18 protein-coding genes are annotated in these 17,073 nt (G+C 69.2%); 9 read left to right on the top strand and 9 right to left on the bottom strand.

Going from position 1 to position 17,073, the window contains the following annotated elements; all coding sequences use genetic code 11:
* Window positions 1–109: 109 nt before the first annotated feature.
* The gene (locus ACOCEP_RS02930) at window positions 110–1,636 is read left to right on the top strand and encodes a helicase HerA-like domain-containing protein (RefSeq protein WP_482335622.1); all 1,527 of its coding nucleotides are present in this window, start codon (window positions 110–112) and stop codon (window positions 1,634–1,636) included.
* A 47-nt stretch (window positions 1,637–1,683) separates the two neighbouring features.
* Entirely contained in the window at window positions 1,684–2,061 is a 378-nt protein-coding gene (locus tag ACOCEP_RS02925; RefSeq protein WP_482335621.1) for a DUF3224 domain-containing protein, read from the top strand.
* Window positions 2,062–2,146: 85 nt separating this feature from the next.
* Here the strand turns inward: ACOCEP_RS02925 and ACOCEP_RS02920 are convergent, their stop codons facing one another.
* The 3 genes from ACOCEP_RS02920 to ACOCEP_RS02910 form a co-directional block, all read right to left on the bottom strand.
* Window positions 2,147–3,088: a S1C family serine protease gene (locus tag ACOCEP_RS02920; RefSeq protein ID WP_482335620.1), complete on the bottom strand. Its 942-nt coding sequence runs from the start codon at window positions 3,086–3,088 to the stop codon at window positions 2,147–2,149.
* A gap of 79 nt (window positions 3,089–3,167) precedes the next feature.
* Complete coding sequence (locus tag ACOCEP_RS02915; protein WP_482335619.1) at window positions 3,168–4,496, bottom strand: M20 family metallopeptidase; 1,329 nt, start codon at window positions 4,494–4,496, stop codon at window positions 3,168–3,170.
* Window positions 4,493–5,263, bottom strand: a complete 771-nt coding sequence (locus ACOCEP_RS02910) for a class I SAM-dependent methyltransferase (RefSeq protein ID WP_482335618.1) — start codon at window positions 5,261–5,263, stop codon at window positions 4,493–4,495. The genes ACOCEP_RS02915 and ACOCEP_RS02910 overlap by 4 nt, the downstream gene beginning before the upstream one ends.
* Before the next feature lie 142 nt (window positions 5,264–5,405).
* On the opposite strand from ACOCEP_RS02910, the gene ACOCEP_RS02905 reads away from it, so the two are divergent.
* The 3 genes from ACOCEP_RS02905 to ACOCEP_RS02895 are packed head-to-tail and all read left to right on the top strand — an operon-like array spanning window position 5,406 to window position 8,381.
* The gene (locus ACOCEP_RS02905; protein ID WP_482335617.1) at window positions 5,406–6,347 is read left to right on the top strand and encodes a DNA-3-methyladenine glycosylase family protein; all 942 of its coding nucleotides are present in this window, start codon (window positions 5,406–5,408) and stop codon (window positions 6,345–6,347) included.
* Window positions 6,348–6,382: 35 nt separating this feature from the next.
* Window positions 6,383–7,096, top strand: a complete 714-nt coding sequence (locus ACOCEP_RS02900) for a M50 family metallopeptidase (protein ID WP_482335616.1) — start codon at window positions 6,383–6,385, stop codon at window positions 7,094–7,096.
* A gap of 52 nt (window positions 7,097–7,148) precedes the next feature.
* Window positions 7,149–8,381, top strand: coding sequence for an aldehyde dehydrogenase family protein (locus ACOCEP_RS02895; protein ID WP_482335615.1), 1,233 nt, complete (start codon window positions 7,149–7,151; stop codon window positions 8,379–8,381).
* 146 nt (window positions 8,382–8,527) lie between these two features.
* Here ACOCEP_RS02895 and ACOCEP_RS02890 read toward each other — a convergent pair whose 3' ends face one another.
* The 4 genes from ACOCEP_RS02890 to ccrA form a co-directional block, all read right to left on the bottom strand.
* Window positions 8,528–9,667, bottom strand: a complete 1,140-nt coding sequence (locus ACOCEP_RS02890) for an adenylate/guanylate cyclase domain-containing protein (protein WP_482335614.1) — start codon at window positions 9,665–9,667, stop codon at window positions 8,528–8,530.
* Window positions 9,667–10,116: a universal stress protein gene (locus tag ACOCEP_RS02885; protein WP_007031721.1), complete on the bottom strand. Its 450-nt coding sequence runs from the start codon at window positions 10,114–10,116 to the stop codon at window positions 9,667–9,669. The genes ACOCEP_RS02890 and ACOCEP_RS02885 overlap by 1 nt, the downstream gene beginning before the upstream one ends.
* 106 nt (window positions 10,117–10,222) lie before the next feature.
* A complete protein-coding gene (locus ACOCEP_RS02880) occupies window positions 10,223–11,359 on the bottom strand; it encodes a chromosome segregation protein (RefSeq protein WP_482335613.1) in 1,137 nt (378 codons plus the stop codon).
* 77 nt (window positions 11,360–11,436) lie between these two features.
* Entirely contained in the window at window positions 11,437–12,777 is a 1,341-nt protein-coding gene (gene ccrA, locus ACOCEP_RS02875) for a crotonyl-CoA carboxylase/reductase (protein ID WP_482335612.1), read from the bottom strand.
* Between the two features lie 204 nt (window positions 12,778–12,981).
* On the opposite strand from ccrA, the gene ACOCEP_RS02870 reads away from it, so the two are divergent.
* Both ACOCEP_RS02870 and ACOCEP_RS02865 read left to right on the top strand, forming a co-directional pair.
* The gene (locus ACOCEP_RS02870; protein WP_482335611.1) at window positions 12,982–13,350 is read left to right on the top strand and encodes an SPW repeat protein; all 369 of its coding nucleotides are present in this window, start codon (window positions 12,982–12,984) and stop codon (window positions 13,348–13,350) included.
* A gap of 16 nt (window positions 13,351–13,366) precedes the next feature.
* The gene (locus tag ACOCEP_RS02865) at window positions 13,367–13,930 is read left to right on the top strand and encodes a TetR/AcrR family transcriptional regulator (RefSeq protein WP_037341723.1); all 564 of its coding nucleotides are present in this window, start codon (window positions 13,367–13,369) and stop codon (window positions 13,928–13,930) included.
* Here ACOCEP_RS02865 and mce read toward each other — a convergent pair.
* The gene (mce, locus tag ACOCEP_RS02860; protein ID WP_482335610.1) at window positions 13,924–14,373 is read right to left on the bottom strand and encodes a methylmalonyl-CoA epimerase; all 450 of its coding nucleotides are present in this window, start codon (window positions 14,371–14,373) and stop codon (window positions 13,924–13,926) included. The two genes, ACOCEP_RS02865 and mce, sit on opposite strands and share 7 nt — an antisense overlap.
* Window positions 14,374–14,504: 131 nt before the next feature.
* Between mce and ACOCEP_RS02855 the strand changes: the two genes are divergently transcribed.
* Both ACOCEP_RS02855 and meaB read left to right on the top strand, forming a co-directional pair.
* A complete protein-coding gene (locus ACOCEP_RS02855; protein ID WP_482335609.1) occupies window positions 14,505–15,686 on the top strand; it encodes an acetyl-CoA C-acetyltransferase in 1,182 nt (393 codons plus the stop codon).
* 5 nt (window positions 15,687–15,691) lie between these two features.
* A complete protein-coding gene (gene meaB, locus ACOCEP_RS02850; RefSeq protein ID WP_482335608.1) occupies window positions 15,692–16,660 on the top strand; it encodes a methylmalonyl Co-A mutase-associated GTPase MeaB in 969 nt (322 codons plus the stop codon).
* A gap of 3 nt (window positions 16,661–16,663) precedes the next feature.
* On the opposite strand, the gene ACOCEP_RS02845 is transcribed toward meaB, so the two are convergent.
* Window positions 16,664–17,008 (bottom strand): beta/gamma crystallin domain-containing protein, encoded by a 345-nt coding sequence (locus ACOCEP_RS02845; protein WP_482335607.1) that lies wholly within the window; start codon window positions 17,006–17,008, stop codon window positions 16,664–16,666.
* Window positions 17,009–17,073 lie beyond the last annotated feature (65 nt).

Below are 17,073 nucleotides of genomic sequence, written 5' to 3'. Positions count from 1 at the left end.
GAAACCCTAACCCGACCCGGGGATTCGTGGCGCGCGACGTGCGGGTTCGGCGCGTTGCTGGCACCGTGTGCATCCTCAGGTGAGTCATGTCACAGATCGGGGAGCGACAGTGGCCGAACAGGGTCCAGCCCAGGAGATCGCGCAGGGATACGTGAGCGAGGGGGCGGCGGTGGAGCTCGGCGCCGTCGTGATCGACGGCAAGGCTGACGCAGGCGCGGCGGTCCGCCTGCCGCTGGCGACGCTGAACCGGCACGGGCTGGTCGCGGGAGCGACCGGTACCGGCAAGACGAAGACCCTGCAGCTGATCGCCGAACAGCTGTCGGCCGCGGGAGTGCCCGTGGTGCTGGCGGACGTGAAGGGCGACCTGTCCGGGCTCGCCGCCCAGGGTGAAAGCAACGACAAGATCACCAAGCGCGCCGATGAGCTGGGCGACTCCTGGGAGCCCGCCGCGTTCCCCGTGCAGTTCCTGTCGCTGGGCACGGGCGGCAAGGGGTCGCCGATCCGGGCGACGATCACGAGTTTCGGCCCGATCCTGCTGTCGAAGGTGCTGGGGCTCAACGAAACCCAGGAGTCGACGCTCGGCCTGATCTTCCATTGGGCCGATCAGCGCGGGCTGGCGCTGCTGGACACGAAGGACCTCCGCTCGGTCATCACGCACCTGACGAGTGACGAGGGCAAGGAGGACCTCAAGGGCATCGGTGGCGTCTCGGCCGCGACGGCCGGGGTGATCCTCCGGGCGCTGTCCAATCTGGAGGCCCAGGGCGGCGAGGACTTCTTCGGCGAGCCCGAGCTGGACGTTCACGATCTGATGCGCGAGGTCGACGGCAAGGCGATGGTGACCTTGCTGGAGCTGGACAACCTCCAGTCGAAGCCGGCGCTGTTCTCGACCTTCCTCATGTGGCTGCTGGCCGAGTTGTTCGAGGAGCTGCCCGAAGAGGGTGACCTCGACAAGCCGAAGCTGGTGTTCTTCTTCGACGAGGCGCACCTGCTGTTCAACGACGCGTCGAAGGCGTTCCTGGAGCGCATCGAGCAGACCGTGAAGCTGATCCGCTCCAAGGGCGTCGGCGTGTTCTTCTGCACTCAGCTCCCGACGGACATCCCGAACAACGTCCTGTCCCAGCTCGGCGCGCGCGTGCAGCACGCGTTGCGCGCGTTCACACCCGAGGACCAGGCGGCGCTGACGAAGACGGTGAAGACGTACCCGAAGACGAAGCACTACGAGCTGGACTCGGCGCTGACGTCGCTCGGTATCGGCGAAGCGATCGTCACCGTCCTTTCCGAGCGGGGCGCGCCGACGCCGGTCGCGTGGACCCGCCTTCGCGCGCCGCGTTCGAAGATGGGCTCCATCGGTGCCGAAGCCATCGCCGCGGCGACGACGTCTTCGGACCTGCACGCGAAGTACGCCGAGACGATCGACCGCGAGTCGGCCTACGAGAAGCTCGCCGCGAAGGTGGCCGCTCCGCCTGCCGGTGAGGCGCCGCCGCCCGAAGCGCCCGCTCCGAAGCCGGAGAAGCAGGAGCCGGGGATGGTCGAGCAGGCGATGAAGAACCCGGCGGTGAAGTCGTTCCTCCGCTCGGCGGCGAGCGCGCTGGGGCGGGAGATCACGCGCGGTCTGTTCGGGAACCGGCGGCGGTGAGGAATACCTGACGCGACCTGTCAGGTATCTCCGGCAGGCTCGTTGCCATGACCAACACCGCGACAGCGTCGTTCACCGTGGACGGCTGGGATCCGCAAGCCACCGAGAAGTCCGAAGGCACCGAGTTCTCGCGGGTGCTGCTGACCAAGACGTTCGCCGGCGACGTCGAAGGCACCAGTGCCGTCGAGATGCTCACGGCGGTGAACGAGACGTCGTCGGCGTACGTCGCCTTCGAGCGGCTGGCCGTCTCCGTCGGCGGGCGCAAGGGCGGCTTCGTCCTGCATCACTCGGCAGGGGAGAACGGGCATCACCTGATCGTCTTGCCGGGATCCGGCCACGGTGAGCTGACCGGCATCACCGGAACGGCGGAGATCGTCCAGGACGACGAGGGCAACCACACCTTCACCCTCACGTACGAACTCTGAACGCCGTGAAGGCCTCCTTGCGCAAGGAGGCCTTCACGGGCATTGCCTGCTGGGCCGCCCCCTGACAGCGGTCCAGACGGCGGGATCAGCCGACGATCTGCTCGACGATCTTCTTCGCGTCGTTGATGGGGATCGCGAAACCGATGCCGATGCTGCCGGTCGAGGCCGGGTTGTACAGCGCCGAGTTGATGCCGATGACGTTCCCCTGCGCGTCCACCAGCGCTCCACCCGAGTTGCCCTGGTTGATCGGGGCATCGGTCTGGATCGCGGTGTAGCTCGGTCCGGCTTCGTTCGTGGTCCTGCTGTAGGGCGAGCGCCGCTCCTGCCCACTGCTCAACTCGTCGAGCTTGCGGTTCAGCGCGCTCACGATCCCCGTGGTCACGGTGTTCTGCAGCCCGCCGGGCGAGCCGATCGCGACGACCTGCTGGCCGACGGCGAGCTTGCTGGAATCGCCCAGCGAAGCCGGGGTCAACCCGCTCGCGTTCTTCGCCTGGAGTACGGCGATGTCGGCCTTCGTGTCGGCGCCGACCACGCTCGCCTGGTACTGCTTGCCGTCGGACAGCGTGACGGTTACGTCTCCCTCGGCGTCCGCGACGACGTGCGCGTTGGTGAGGATGCGCCCGTCCGCCGTCAGGATGACGCCGGAGCCGACGGCGTCACCTTGCGCGGTGGTCACGTTCACCTGCACGACGCTCGGTGTCACCTTCGCGGCGACCCCGCTGACGTCACCCGAAGTGGTGTTCCCGACCAGTTGCCCGTTGGCGACCGCGGACGAACCCGTGCCCGACGCCGACGACGTGGAGCCGAGCCCGGCGATCGCGGCTCCACCGACGCCGCCGACGAGTGCGGCGGCGAGCGCCGTCGCACTGACGAGGACGGCGACCCGGCCGCCCTTCTTGCGCGCTGGCGGGGTGACGAGTGGATTCGGCGCGGCCTGCCAAGGGGTGTAACCGGGGTACTGCTGCTGGTGCGGCGGCTGGTGCCCACCGGTTGAGGCGGGGCCTGGCCGACTCTCGTTCTCGGTCATGGAACAAGATTCGCGCCCGTACTTGTGAACCGCCTGTGGAATCCCCCTGTGCTTTCCTGAGAAGAATTCCCTGAGAAACTCAGCCGAAGAACGACGGCACGTCCAATGCTCCGCCCGATGCCTCGAACTCCTCGTGCACGGCGGCGCGGAGTTTCGCGTCGGCCAGATAGTCGACGGCCGTCAGCGCCAGCCCCAGTGCGCCGTCGACGACCGCCCGATCTCCGTCCGGCGAACCGGCCGCGGCCGCGAACTCCTTGGTGTGCAAGGCGGTCGTCGGCCCGGCGATGGCGATCATCGGATGGATCGCGGGCATCCGGTAGGAGAGGTTGCCGAGATCCGTCGAACCGGTGAGGAATTCGGGCACGATCCCCGGCGGCAGCGGTTTGCGGCCGGCGTCGACCTGGTGCACCGACCAGCGTCCGGCGAGGGTGGTGTTGAACCGGATCGGCAGATACGCGGGCTGGGCGTCCCACTTCAGCTCGACTCCGCACCCGGTCATCTCCGCCGCGCCGCGCGCGATCGCCGAAACCCGCTCGGCGAGGTCGCGCAGCGTGTCCGGCTGCGCGGACCGGAGATAGAACAGCAGCGCCGCGCGTTCGGGGACGACGTTCGGCCGGGCGCCGCCGTCGGTGAAGACTCCGTGTACGCGGTCACTGGACGGCAGATGCTGCCGGAGCGCCGCGACTCCCTGATATGCCGCGACCGCGGCGTCGAGCGCGTTCCGTCCCATGAACGGCTGAGCCGAGGCGTGCGCGCCGACCCCGTGGAACACCATTTCCAGCTGCCGCCTGCCGAGGAACGGGTGCATGGCGATGTCGTGGCTGAACGGATGCAGCATGACCACGGCGTCGACGTCGTCGAAAACGCCGGCGCGGGCCATCGTCTCCTTGCCGCCACCGCCTTCTTCCGCCGGTGTGCCGATCAGCGAGACCCGGCCGCCGAGGCGTTCGGCGACCGCCGCTGCGCCGAGGAAACCGCCCGCGCCCGCGGTGCAGATGACGTTGTGCCCGCAGCCGTGGCCGAGCCCGGGAAGCGCGTCGTATTCGGAGAGGACCGCGATATGCGGGCCGCTGCCGGGGGTGGTCGCGACCAAGGCGGTGTCGAGCCCGCCCGCGCCGATCGTCACCTCGTGGCCGTGCCGCTCGAGCAGGTCCCCGAGCGCCCGGACCGAGCGGTGCTCGGCGAAACCCTCTTCCGGATGAGCGTGCAGGTCTTGGCTCAGCCCCACCAATTCCGCTTCCAGCGCGCGGATCTCGGCGCTGACGGCGTCTCGGGTGGCGGCGTCCGCGCCGTCGTGGGGCGAACCGAGGGGTTCGGCCGCGGCGACGGCGTCCGCGGTCGCGTCGACCAGCGAGCGGAGGTAGCCGTCGTCGGGAGGGATCGGCGAAGCGTGCTCAGAGCGGATCATTTCCGGATGTTAACTCCCCGCTCGCCTTTGACGATCTGCGTGACACCGGAGTACCGCTCGTCGACGTGGTCGAAACCGCGCCGGAACAGCTTCACCGCGATCTCGCCGCGGTCGAACATCCGCTGCCCGCTCAGCCTGCCGAGGACGGTGTCCGCCAGCCGCATCGGCTGGTCGCTGTGCCGGGCACTGGTCAGCATCACCAGCGAGCCGCCCGGTTTCAGCACCCGGGCGAACGAATCCAGGGCCGCGTCCGGATCGGCGAACATGTGCAGCGCGGCGAAACAGCAGACGCCGTCCACAGTGGAATCGTCGAGCGGCAGGTCGACGGCGTCGGCGCGCAGGTAGCTCACCGACGGGGGATTGGGCGCGGCGAGGGCCTTCTCCAGCATGGTGACCGAACCGTCGAGTCCGATGGCCAGCCCGTCCGGCCCGACCGCTTCGCCGAAAGCGCGGGTGAACCTGCCGGTGCCGCAGGCGACGTCCAGCGCGATCTGGCCGGGACGCAGGCCGAGCGCTTCGAGCGCGATCCGGACCTCGTCCGCCATGCTCGGGCCGTTCAGTCCTTTCGCGACCCTGCCCAGCGTCGGGCGCCAGTACCGCTCGTAGATCATCGGCACGGCGGAGGTGCGCATCAGCCGCTGGGCGAGCCCGGTCGGCGGCCCCGCCTGCGGTATTTCCCCCAGCAGGTCAAGGAAACCCTGGTCGGCTCCGGCGGTCGTGGTGCCTGGCCGCAACAGGTTTTCGAGACGTTCGCGATGGTCCGGCATGGCTGCTCCCTTCACGGTCCTCACCGCCAGAATCTGCCATGACCGGCCCGTTCGCGACATCCCCGCCGCCACGACCCGAAACTGTCGGTGGCCCTCTCTAACGTCGGAGGGAGTCGCCGTTCCCCAGCCGAAGGAGCCCGAAATGACCGGCTCGATCCTGCAGCACTCCGCCACCACCACGCTCCGCATCCCGGTGCGCGGCCCGTTCGACCTCGACAAGTCCATCCGTTTCCTGACCGTTTTCCCGCCCGCGTGCCGCACGGACGCGGCCACCGAGCCCGGCACCCTGCGTTTCGCCTTTCCCGCCGAAGCGGGCTGGGAGCACGTCGGTGCGGCCGTCAGACAGAGATCGCCCGGTTCGATCGAAGTGGAGGTCTTCGCCGAGGAGGGCCTCGCCGTCGAAGTCGGCGCCCAGGTCCGGCGGATCCTGTCGGTGGACGTCGACGGCGTCGGCTTCGCCAAGGTCGGCACGGCGGATCCCGTGGTGCGCCGCCTCCAGCAAGCGCACCCCGGGCTGCGGCCGGTGCTGTTCCATTCCCCCTATGAAGCGGCCTGCTGGGCGATCCTGAGCCACCGGGCGCGGATGTCCCAGGCGGCCACGGTGAAACGACGGCTCGCCGAGGAGTTCGGCAGGCCGGTGGACGTCGGCGGGAAGGTCCTCAGATCTTTCCCGGCGCCGGACGTCCTGGCCGGGCCTGAGGCCGTGCGCGCCCTGCCGGAGGTCAAGGCCGAGCGGTTGCGCGCGGTGGCCAACGCCGCCAAGGACGGTCTGCTCGACGCCGCGTACCTGCGTGCGATGCCGGTGCCGGACGCTTTGCGCTGGTTGCAGCGCTTGCCGGGGATCGGCCCGTTCTCGGCGCAGCTGATCCTGATCCGGGGCGCCGGGCATCCGGACGTCTTCCCCAGTGGCGAGCCCCGGTTGCAGGAGGCGATGCGGGCCGCGTACGACCTGCCGGAGGCGCCACCCGAGGAGCTGGAGGAGCTGTCCGCGGTGTGGCGGCCGTTCCGCAGCTGGGTGGCCTTCGCCCTGCGCAACGACGGGGAGTTTCGCACGCGGGGGATCGGAGGTTCGATGACCGCCTGACACGGGACATATCCGGCTTGTGGTGAGCTGATGAGGTGAGCTCGTCTCCCGCCGAAACGGTTTCCGACATCGCCCAGTCCACCCCTCCCGGCACGATCACCCTGGTTACCGGTGGTCTCGCGCTGCTGGTGGTGCTCTCCGGCAGGCCTTGGCGGATCGCCCGCAACCTGATCACGCTCGTCCACGAGGCGGGCCACGCGCTGGCGGCGGTGCTGGTCGGCCGTCGGCTGCAGGGCATCAAGCTGCATTCGGACACCTCCGGTGTCACGGTGTCTCGTGGCAAACCGGAGGGCCCGGGGATGGCGTTCACCGCGCTGGCCGGGTATCCGGCGGCCGCGGTGCTCGGACTGGTGTTCGCGGGCCTGCTCTCGTCCGACCTGATCACCGTCGTGCTGATCGTGATGGCCCTGATGCTGCTGGGTGTGCTGGTGATGGTGCGCAACACCTACGGCGTGTTCACCGTGGTCGCCACCTCGGTGGTGCTCGGGCTGGTCGCGCTGGTGGCGCCTTCGTGGTTCCAGGCCATCTTCGTCTACCTGCTGACCTGGTTCCTGCTGTTCGGTGGTGTCCGGCCGGTGGTCGAGCTTCAGATCAAACGGCGCCGGGGATCGGCGCGGGATTCCGACGCCGATCAGCTCGGCAGGCTCACCGGGATGCCCGCGGTGCTGTGGGTGCTGGTGATGGCCGTGCTGACGGTGAGCTGCCTCTTCGCGGGCGGGTTGTGGCTGCTGGAGCCGACCGTCGCCTGACCGGGGCGGTACGGCAGACTGGTGGCTCGTTCCGCGCGGAAGGAGTCAGCAGATGGACGAGGTCGCCAAGGCCGTCGAGGAATGCGCTCGATCGGCGAAACGGGCCGCGCCGTCGCTGGCCGTCGCCACCGCGGACGCGATCGACGCCGCGCTGAACGCCATGGCGGACAAGCTGGTCGAGCACTCGGACGTCGTGCTCGAAGCGAACGAGGCCGACATCGCCAAGGCACGCCAGGACGGGATGAGCGCTGGCCTGCTCGACAGGCTCACCATCACGCCCGAGCGGCTGACCGGCATGGCCGAACAGCTCCGTCTCCTGGCCGGCGCGCCGCATCAGGAGCGGTCCGTCGACGTGTCCACTTTGGACGGAGGCCTGCGGCTGGTGGAACGCCGCCGTCCGGTCGGCGTGATCGGCGCGAACTACGAGGCGCGCCCGAACGTCACGGTGGACGTCGCGTCGCAGCTGGTGAAGTCGCGCAACGGTGGTGTGCTCCGCACGGGTTCCGCCGCGCTCGGCTCGGCCCAGCGCCTGCGCGAGACCGTGATCGCGCCCGCGCTCTCCGAGGCGGGTATCGATCCGGACGTCATCCAGCTGGTGCCGCGCGCCGAGCGTGAAGCGGCCTCCGCGCTGGTGCGCTTCCCTGAGCTCGTGCCGCTGGTCATCCTGCGCGGCAGCGGTGACAGCACCCGGGCGCTGGCCACCGAGGCGGCCGTCCACGGCGTCCGCACGCTGGCGCACGCCGATGGCGGCGGCGTGCTGTACGTCGACGAGGCGGCCGACGCCGACAAGGTACGAGACCTGGTCTTCAGCAGCCTCGACCGGCTCGGCGTCTGCAACCGGCTGAACCTGTTGCTGATCCACGAGAGCGCGCACGATCGCGTCTGGCCCGGCATCTCCGGCGCGCTGGCCGAACGCGGCGTCACGCCCTCTCTCGCACCGCACGAGCACGCCATCGGCTACGAATGGGCGCTCGACTCGGACCGGGAAGCGACCGTCACCGTCGCGAAGGTCTCAGGCCTGCCCGAGGCGGCGGAGATCGCCAACGAGCGGACCTCGGGCTTGGCCGCCGGCATCGCGACCGAAAGCAGCGAAGCCGCCGACGCTTTCTTCGACGCGTACACCGGCACCGGTGTCTTCTGGAACGCCCCGACCCGGCTGCTCGACGGATTCAAGCTGCTCGCCGTCCCCGAGACCGGCATCAACCTGGACAAGGTCCCCGGCCCGCGCGGTCCGGTCACCTACACCGATCTCTATGTGCGGCAGTACGCCGTGCTGCCCGCATGACGGGCTCCGCTCCCTTCCCCGATGTCATGAAAGGGTCGTTCAGGACAAAAAATGTCCTGAACGACCCTTTCATGACGTCTGGGGTCGAGAACGTCCGCAGCCGTCGGAAGTGGTAGCAAAGGTCCCTTGCTCTCCCCAGCCGGGGATCAGCGCCGCCGTCGCTTCGACCGAGGCCGGGGCGGCAAGGAATCCGCGGTCGCGTCCTCGACCGCGTCCGAGGCGGGCTCCGGAGTGGCCTCGGCCAGCCCCAGCATCTCCGCGGCGAGCAGTTGCGAAGACGCGAACATACCCGCGGGCCGGTCTCGCGCCCGGCGCAGGGACGAAGGCCGCAGCCGGTTGTAGCCCCGTACCGAAACCGGTCGCCGCGTGCGGACCTCGTACTCCGGGAAGCCCGAGAGCTCGGCGGCGAGTTCCTTGTCGACGAGGATGGTGCCCGGCCGCGCGGTCGACGTGAGGCGGGCGGCGAGGTTCACGACCGAGCCGTAGACGTCGCCGAACCGGCTGAGGATCCGGCCCGAAGCCAGCCCGGCGCGCACGGAGGGCAGGGTCTCGTCGGCGTCGGCGCGTTCGGACAGGGCGAGGGCGATCTCGGCCCCGTCGACGGCGGAATCGGCGACGAACAGGACCTCGTCGCCGATCATCTTCACGATCCGCCCGTGGTGATCGGCGACCACCTCGGTGGCGACGGATTCGAACCGGTCGAGGATGTCGGTCAGCTCCTCTTCGTCGACCTGCCTGGTCAGGCGGGTGTAGCCGACCATGTCGACGAAGCCGACCACTTCGGTCCTAGCTTCGAGGTCTTCGTCCGGCAGGGCCAGCGCCCGGCCGGCGTAGGCGGCCAGGTGGCGGCGCCAGACGAATTCCTGCACCTTCTCCAGTTCGGGCAGGAGCCGTTCGACGAGCCGTCCGATCTGGCGTTCGCTGCTGCCGATCTCCTTGTTCTCGGTGATCATCGTCCACAGCATGTGGACCTGCCATTCCGCGAGTCGCGAAAGGTGCTGGCCCAGCGCGCGCGTCACGGCCAGTTCGATGCTCGGGTCGATCAGCCCCGAGTTCATCAGCTGGTCGGCCGTGCGGATCGCTTCGATGTCGGCGTCGGTGAAGACGACCTCGTCGTCGTCGACCGTCGCGAAACCCAGCGCACGCCAAAGCCGCCGAGAGCGTTCCTCGGGAACGCCTGCCTTCTCGGCGACTTCGAGCCGGGTGTACTTGCGTCTTCCGCCGAGCAGGATCCGTTCGAGGCGCTGTTGCAGCGCGTCGGGCGAGATCTCGCCGGGTTCGGGCATCAGGTGGTGTGGACGATGAGCACGTCCACCCCGGACTTCCGCGCGACCTCGGACGGCACGGAGCCCAGGATGCGGCCCGCGAGCGTGTTCAGCCCGCGGTTGCCGACCACCAGCAGATCCGCGGAGCGTTCGGCGACGACCTTGCGCAGCGAGTCGACCGGGTCGCCCACGACCGCGGCGGTCTCGATGGTCTTCGCGCCGGCCTTCGCCGCCCGGTCGCGGGCGGACAGGAGGGTGTCCTCGGCCGGCGCCGAGCCGACGACCTGGTACGCCTCGTCGCCGAGGACGTCCTGCGCCTTTTCCACGTCGCCCTTGTTGGCGGGGTAGTAGGCGCACACGATGACCAGGGTCGCTCCGGAATCCCCGGCGACACCCGCCGCCCGGTCGACCGCGGCGAACGAAGAATCCGAGCCGTCCGTGCCCACGACCACGGTCCGATATGCAGCCATCCGCAACCTCCACCGATCTGACAGCCCGCACCTGCGCGCGAGCAGCGACGATAACCGCTCGTCGGCGGCCTCGCAGGTCGCCGACGAGCACGGTCGGGTGAGAAGGTTACTCGCCAGTCGGTTTCTGCGCTGCCGCAGGTCGCGGTGAAGGCTTCGCACCGGATGTGGCCTTCGGCACATCGGCCGTCCGGATCTGCACGGTGGCTTCCGAGTCGGGCGACGGCTTCGCCTTCAGGTCCGCCGGGATCTGCGGTTCGTCGCCGAGCACGTGCGTCGCTTCGGCGAGCGCTGTCCGCGCGGAGCGGACCTGCTCGGCCAGGCTGGAGCGCACCTTGCGGAGCGCTTCCACCCGTTCGGTGGCCTGTGTGATCCGCCGGTTGGACTCCTCGGTCGCCTGCCGGACGCGGCGGCGTGCCTCGTCGGCCGCCTCGGCGAGCCGGGCGTTGGCCTCGGTGATCGAGTCCTGCTTGCGCTTGTTGGCGTCGGCGACGGACTCGCGCTGACGGCGTTCGATGTCGGCCTTGGCCGCCGTCTCCTCTTCGAGCACCTTCGCGCGGATGGCGGCGGCGTCCTCGGTGGCCTCTCGGACGCGGCGGGCGGCCTCGGCCTTGCTCGCGGCCTCCTGTTCGGCCAGCGCGTGCATGGCCTCGGTGCGTCGCGACGCCATCGCGATCTCGAAGTCCTCTTCGACCTGCGTGCGGCGCTGCTGCGATTCGGCGTCGAGCTTGTCGCGCTCAGCCTTCGCCTTGTCGATGATGTCTTTCGCCTCGGCGCGGGCCTTCTCCAGCACGCCGCGGTGCTCGGCCTCCATCTCCTTGCGACGGAGGTCGAGTTCGTTGAGCAGCTGCTCGTAGCGGGCCCGCATGGCGCTCGCGTCGGTCTCCGCCTTCGCGCGGATGTGCCCGGCTTCGGCTTCCGCGCGCGCCTTGGTGTCGGCGGCCTCGTCCTGCGCGAGCCGCAACATGCGCTGCAGCCGCTCGGAAAGGCCTTCGACGCTCGTCGGCGGCTGGGCGAGCCTGTCGACCTGCCCGCGCAGGTCCGCGATCTCGCCGCGCGCGATCTCCAGCTGCCGTGCCAGGTCGCCCGCCTGTCCGATGGCGGCATCGCGATCGGCGGTGAGCATCTTCAGATCGGCGTCCAGCCGTTCGAGATGTTCGTCGACCTGCGCACGGCTGTAACCGCGCTTCGCCACGTCGAAGCCGGCTCCCAGCGGCACTAGCTCCCGTTCCTCGCCAAGGCTCATCCTTCTACCGTAGTCGAGCTGGAGTCACGGAAGGGTGAGCACCCACGCAACGCGCGGCGAAAGCACGTTCCGGCGCGCTAAACGTTCCGGAAGGCGTTGATCCCGTCGATGTGCTTTTCGCGCAGCTCGTGGTTCCGGACACCCAGACCTTCTTCCGGGGCAAGGGCGAGCACGCCGACCTTGCCCTGATGCGCGTTGCGGTGGACGTCCAGCGCGGCCTGTCCGGTTTCCTCGAGCGCGTAGGTCTTCGACAGCGTCGGGTGGATCAGACCTTTCGCGATCAGCCGGTTCGCTTCCCACGATTCGCGGTAGTTGGCGAAGTGGCTGCCGATGATCCGCTTCAGGTTCATCCAGAGGTAGCGGTTGTCGAACTGGTGCATGTAGCCGGAAGTCGACGCGCACGTGACGATCGTGCCGCCCTTGCGCGCGGCGTAGACGGACGCGCCGAAGGTTTCGCGGCCCGGGTGCTCGAAGACGATGTCCGGGTCCTCGCCGCCGGTCAGCTCACGGATCTTCTTGCCGAACCGCTGCCACTCCTTCGGGTCCTGGTTGTGCTCGTCCTTCCAGAACTTGTAGCCCTCGGCATTGCGGTCGATGATCAGCTCAGCGCCGAGCTTCCGGCAGATCTCCGCCTTCTCGGGGCTGGAGACCACGCATACCGGGATTGCACCGCCGTTGAGCGCGTACTGCGTCGCGTAGGAGCCGAGGCCGCCCGAAGCGCCCCAGATCAGCACGACGTCGCCCTGCTTCATGTCGGCGCCGTTGCGCGAGACGAGCTGGCGGTACGCGGTGGAGTTCACCAGACCGGGGGAAGCGGCCTCCTCCCAGGTGAGGTGATCCGGCTTCGGCATCAGCTGGTTCGCCTTCACCAGCGCGATCTCCGCGAGCCCGCCGAAGTTCGTCTCGAAACCCCAGATCCGCTGCTCGGTGTCGAGCATCGTGTCGTTGTGCCCGTCCGGGCCTTCGAGCTCGACGTTGAGGCAGTGCGCGACGACCTCGTCGCCCGGCTTCCAGTTGTGCACGCCGGGGCCGGTGCGCAGCACCACGCCGGACAGGTCCGAGCCGACGACGTGATAGGGCAGGTCGTGGCGCTTCGACAGCGGCGAAAGCCGCCCGTAGCGCTCCAGGAACTTGAACGTCGAGACCGGTTCGAAGATCGAGGTCCAGACGGTGTTGTAGTTGATCGCGCTCGCCATGACCGCGACCAGCGCCTCACCGGGGCCGAGTTCCGGCGTCGGGACCTCGTCGACGTGCAGCGATTTGCGCGGGTCCTTGTCCCGGCTTTCGAGGCCTTCGAACATGCCGGCCTCGTCCTTGTGCACGGTCACCCCGCGATAGGACTCCGGCACGTCGAGCGACGCCACGGCGCCGAGGTCATCGTTCAGAATGGCCTGCTGGATCTCGCCGAGCTGCGTCATCGAAACCTCCGCGAATGGGGGGACGGCGTTTGGCGGCTTAAATTACTCATGGGTAACCGGCTCCACAACTGTACGAGACGTGGAGCACGTACACATCCCGAAGCGTTATCGACCGGTCTTGACCGGCCGGCCAACCAAGCGGACCATGGGCGGTGGAGATCTCTCCGACCTGCAGGTTCAGCCGATATTCGGAGGTGAGCACGCATGAACGAACCCACGACGCGCCCTTGGACCCGTCCCCATGACTGGGCGGAGGTGGTCATCGGTGTCGTGGTCGCGCTTTCACCCCTCTGGATGACCACGGACAACACCGCCCTGTGGACGCTCGTCGTCCTCGGCGCGCTGGTCGCCCTCGACGGTCTCGCGTCGCTTGCGATGCCTGGCATGGTCTACGGCGAAGGCATTCAGATCGTCCTGGGCGCGCTGCTGTTCATTTCGCCCTGGGTGATGGGATACGCCGACTTCATGGGCGCGTCCTGGACCGCTTGGATCGGTGGCGTCCTGACCGTGGTGGCCGGGGCGGCGGCGATGCCGATCGCCCAGGCGACGCACCGGACGGCGGGACAGCACTGACCCGGGAGGAAACGGCGTGAAAGAGGATTCGGCGAAACAGCGCATCCTGCGGGCCGCGGAGGCGCTCTTCGCCGAATCCGGTTTCGACGCCACGCCCACTTCGCGGATCGCGGAGCGGGCGGGCGTGCCGAAAGGCCTGGTGCATTACTACTTCCGGCGTAAGTCGGATCTGCTGGCCGCGCTGGTCGCCGAACTGCCCGACGCCCGGATCGAACCGGCCGTCGTGGTCGTCCCCGGCGACCTCGCGGGCAGTCTCCGCGGTCTCGTCGTCGAACTCGACAGGCGGTTCAACCGGTCCTTGGCGCTGTCACATCTGTTGTGGCGCGAGGCCGACACGCACCGCGCGGTCCGCGACGCGTTGGCCGAACGCTTCCAGCAACTCGTCCGGCAGGTGAAGGCGGTGATCGTCGCCGCGACCGGCGGCAAACTCGCGATCGCCGACGTCGATTCGGCCTCGGGGCTGCTCGCGCGGGCGGTGAGTCATCGCCACGCGACGGCGCGGCACACCGAGGACGGGGACCCCGCCGAGATCGACCGCGAAGTCCTCTTCATCGCCTCGGCGTTGACGCGGGGTCAGTGACCGTCCTTCGCGGGCTCGACCAGTTCCACCAGCACGCCGCCGGCGTCCTTGGGGTGGACGAAGTTCACCCGGCTGTTGGACGTGCCGCGTTTCGCCTCGGCGTAGAGCAGCCGGAGTCCCTGCGCGCGCAGAGCCTCGGCCGCGGCGTCCACATCGGACACTCGATACGCCAGCTGCTGCAGCCCGGGGCCGCTCTTCGCGAGGAACTTGCCGATCGCGGAATCGTCGCGCAGCGGCGCGAGGAGCTGGATCGCGGTCTCGGTCCCGGCGGTGCCCGGCGCGCGCAGCATCGCCTCGCGGACGCCCTGCTCCTCGTTGACCTCCTCGTGCGCGACCTCCAGGCCGAAATGCTCGGCGTGGAAGGCGATCGCGGCGTCGAGGTCGGGTACCGCGATGCCGACGTGGTCGATGGCGGTCACGAACGGTTTCAGCGCCTGGTTCATGCAGAGCAGGATAGGTGCGCGGGCGGGCGGACCGGCGTGCGCCGCCTCACACTGGCTCCATCAAGAGGGCCGCGACCCGGGTATGGTCGCGAAGACCCCCTTTGCCCTTGCGCCGATGCTTGGAGGACGCCGTGTCCGGTTCCGTGATCCTGGGTGCCGCCCGTACACCGATCGGGCGATTGCTCGGTTCCCTGAAGGATTTCTCGGGCGCGCAACTCGGCGGCTTCGCCATCAAGGCGGCGCTGGAGCAGGCCGGTGTTTCGCCGGACGCGGTCCAGTACACGATCATGGGCCAGGTGCTCACCGCGGGCGCGGGCCAGATCCCCGCCCGGCAGGCCGCGGTCGCCGCCGGTATCCCGATGAGCGTCCCGGCGCTGACCATCAACAAGGTCTGCCTCTCCGGTCTCGACGCCATCGCGCTGGCCGACCAGCTCATCCGCGCGGGTGAGTTCGACCTGATCGTGGCGGGCGGCCAGGAGTCGATGACGCAGTCGCCGCATCTGCTGCCGAAGTCCCGCGCCGGGTTCAAGTACGGCGACACCACGCTCGTCGACCACATGGCCTACGACGGTCTGTTCTGCGCCTTCGACCAGGTCGCGATGGGCTCTTCGACGGAGAAGTACAACAGCCGCTACGGGCTCACCCGTGAGCAGCAGGACGAGTTCTCCGCGCGGTCGCACCAGCGCGCCGCCGCCGCGATCGCCGAGGGCCGCTTCGACGCCGAGATCGCGCCGGTGTCGATCCCGCAGCGCAAGGGCGACCCGGTCGTCTTCTCACAGGACGAGGGTGTCCGCGCCGACACCACCGCCGAGGGCCTCGCGAAGCTGCGTCCCGCCTTCGCCTCCGACGGCACCATCACCGCCGGTTCGGCTTCGCAGATCTCCGACGGCGCGGCCGCGGTCATCGTCGCGAGCAAGGCCAAGGCCGAGAAGCTGGGCCTGACCCCGCTCGCCGAGATCGGCGCGCACGGCGTGGTCGCCGGTCCGGACGCCAGCCTGCACGAGCAGCCGTCGAATGCGATCCTGGCCGCGCTGGCCAAGGCGAACCTGACCGCGGACGCGCTCGACCTCGTCGAGATCAACGAGGCGTTCGCCGCCGTCGGCCTGGTCTCTGCCGACAAGCTCGGGCTCGACCCGGAGAAGGTGAACGTCGACGGCGGCGCGATCGCCCTCGGTCACCCGATCGGCGCGTCCGGCGCGCGGCTCGCCGTGCACCTGGTCCACGAACTCCGCCGTCGTGGCGGCGGTCTCGGCGCGGCCGCCCTCTGCGGTGGTGGCGGCCAGGGCGACGCGCTGCTCATCCGCGTCCCGTAAAGCTCTTGCCGGTACAGCTGGACATCGACGAACTGGTCGGTCGCGCGCGGGACGGCGTCCCCCGCGCGATCGCCCGGTTGCTGTCGCTGGTCGAGGACGCTCATCCACGGTTGCCCGAGGTCGCGGCGAAGCTGACGCCGCACACCGGCAACGCGCGGATAGTCGGCCTGACCGGGCCACCCGGTGTCGGTAAGTCGACATCGACTTCCGCGCTGCTCACGGCTTTACGGGCGAAAGGCCTGCGCGTCGGCGTACTGGCGATCGACCCGTCGTCGCCGTTCTCCGGCGGCGCGCTGCTCGGCGACCGGATCCGGATGACCGAACACGCCACCGATCCCGGCGTGTTCATCCGGTCGATGGCCACGCGCGGCCATCTCGGCGGGTTGTCGTGGGCGACGCCGCAGGCCGTCCGGGTACTCGACGCGGCCGGGTTCGACGTCGTGCTGATCGAGACCGTCGGCGTCGGTCAGTCCGAAGTGGACGTCGTGAAACTGGCCGACACCACCGTGGTCCTGCTCGCGCCCGGGATGGGCGACGGGATCCAGGCGGCCAAGGCCGGCGTGCTGGAGATCGCGGACGTGTTCGTGGTCAACAAGGCCGACCGCGAGGGCGCGGACGCGACCGTGCACGACCTCAAGCAGATGATCTCGTTGGTACGCCGGGAGATCCGCGGCCCGAGCTGGCGTCAGCCGATCGTGCGAACGGTGGCTTCGCGCGGCGAAGGCGCCGAGGACGTCGTCCGCGCGCTCGACGAACACCACGATTGGCTGGTCCGGCGCGACGAACTGCCCCGCCGTCGTGCGGCGCGGGCCCGGGACGAGGTCGAGGCGATCGCCGTGCAGCGGTTGCGCGCGGAAATCGTCGACCTGCGTTCCGGGGACCGGCTCACCGAAGTGGCCGAACGCGTGGCCGCGCGGAAACTCGACCCGTTCGCGGCGGCCGAAGTACTCATCGGAGATCTTCGCGGTTCGTGAGGTTCAGAGGATTTCGATGACGCGGACCTTCGGCGGCCGGTTCGGGAAACTGATGTCGGTCCACCGGTTGATGCGCACGTCGGCGCCATTGCTGTCGTAATACATCAGGTCGTTGTTGCCGGTGTAGATCCGGTCGATCCACCAACCGCCGAAGCTGATCCGCCCGCGGTTGGCGTAGCAGTCGACGCTGCTGCTCCCGCCGAGATGCGACCAGATCTTCAGGAAGTTCTCCCCGTCGCGGCAGGGGATGTGGTCGATGGCGAACGAGGTGCCGGTCGGGACGAGCAGGCTGAACGCGGCGGCAGCGGCGGCCGCCACGGCCAGGACGCGTTTCTTGATCGAGGGCACGGAATTCTCCTTTAGCCGTGGAAAAGGAGCCTGTGCTTCGAGCATCTCGATCACCGGTGGAGCAT

Source organism: Amycolatopsis sp. CA-211722 (assembly GCF_056828465.1).
This window is presented reverse-complemented; position numbering and strand designations above follow the sequence as displayed.

Coding starts and splice junctions, on each gene's coding strand:
- ACOCEP_RS02925 (WP_482335621.1), top strand. CDS start 1,684: ATGACCAACACCGCGACAGCGTCGTTCACCGTGGACGGCTGGGATCCG.
- ACOCEP_RS02920 (WP_482335620.1), bottom strand. CDS start 3,088: ATGACCGAGAACGAGAGTCGGCCAGGCCCCGCCTCAACCGGTGGGCAC.
- ACOCEP_RS02915 (WP_482335619.1), bottom strand. CDS start 4,496: ATGATCCGCTCTGAGCACGCTTCGCCGATCCCTCCCGACGACGGCTAC.
- ACOCEP_RS02910 (WP_482335618.1), bottom strand. CDS start 5,263: ATGCCGGACCATCGCGAACGTCTCGAAAACCTGTTGCGGCCAGGCACC.
- ACOCEP_RS02905 (WP_482335617.1), top strand. CDS start 5,406: ATGACCGGCTCGATCCTGCAGCACTCCGCCACCACCACGCTCCGCATC.
- ACOCEP_RS02895 (WP_482335615.1), top strand. CDS start 7,149: ATGGACGAGGTCGCCAAGGCCGTCGAGGAATGCGCTCGATCGGCGAAA.
- ACOCEP_RS02890 (WP_482335614.1), bottom strand. CDS start 9,667: ATGCCCGAACCCGGCGAGATCTCGCCCGACGCGCTGCAACAGCGCCTC.
- ACOCEP_RS02885 (WP_007031721.1), bottom strand. CDS start 10,116: ATGGCTGCATATCGGACCGTGGTCGTGGGCACGGACGGCTCGGATTCT.
- ACOCEP_RS02880 (WP_482335613.1), bottom strand. CDS start 11,359: ATGAGCCTTGGCGAGGAACGGGAGCTAGTGCCGCTGGGAGCCGGCTTC.
- ccrA (WP_482335612.1), bottom strand. CDS start 12,777: ATGACGCAGCTCGGCGAGATCCAGCAGGCCATTCTGAACGATGACCTC.
- ACOCEP_RS02870 (WP_482335611.1), top strand. CDS start 12,982: ATGAACGAACCCACGACGCGCCCTTGGACCCGTCCCCATGACTGGGCG.
- mce (WP_482335610.1), bottom strand. CDS start 14,373: ATGAACCAGGCGCTGAAACCGTTCGTGACCGCCATCGACCACGTCGGC.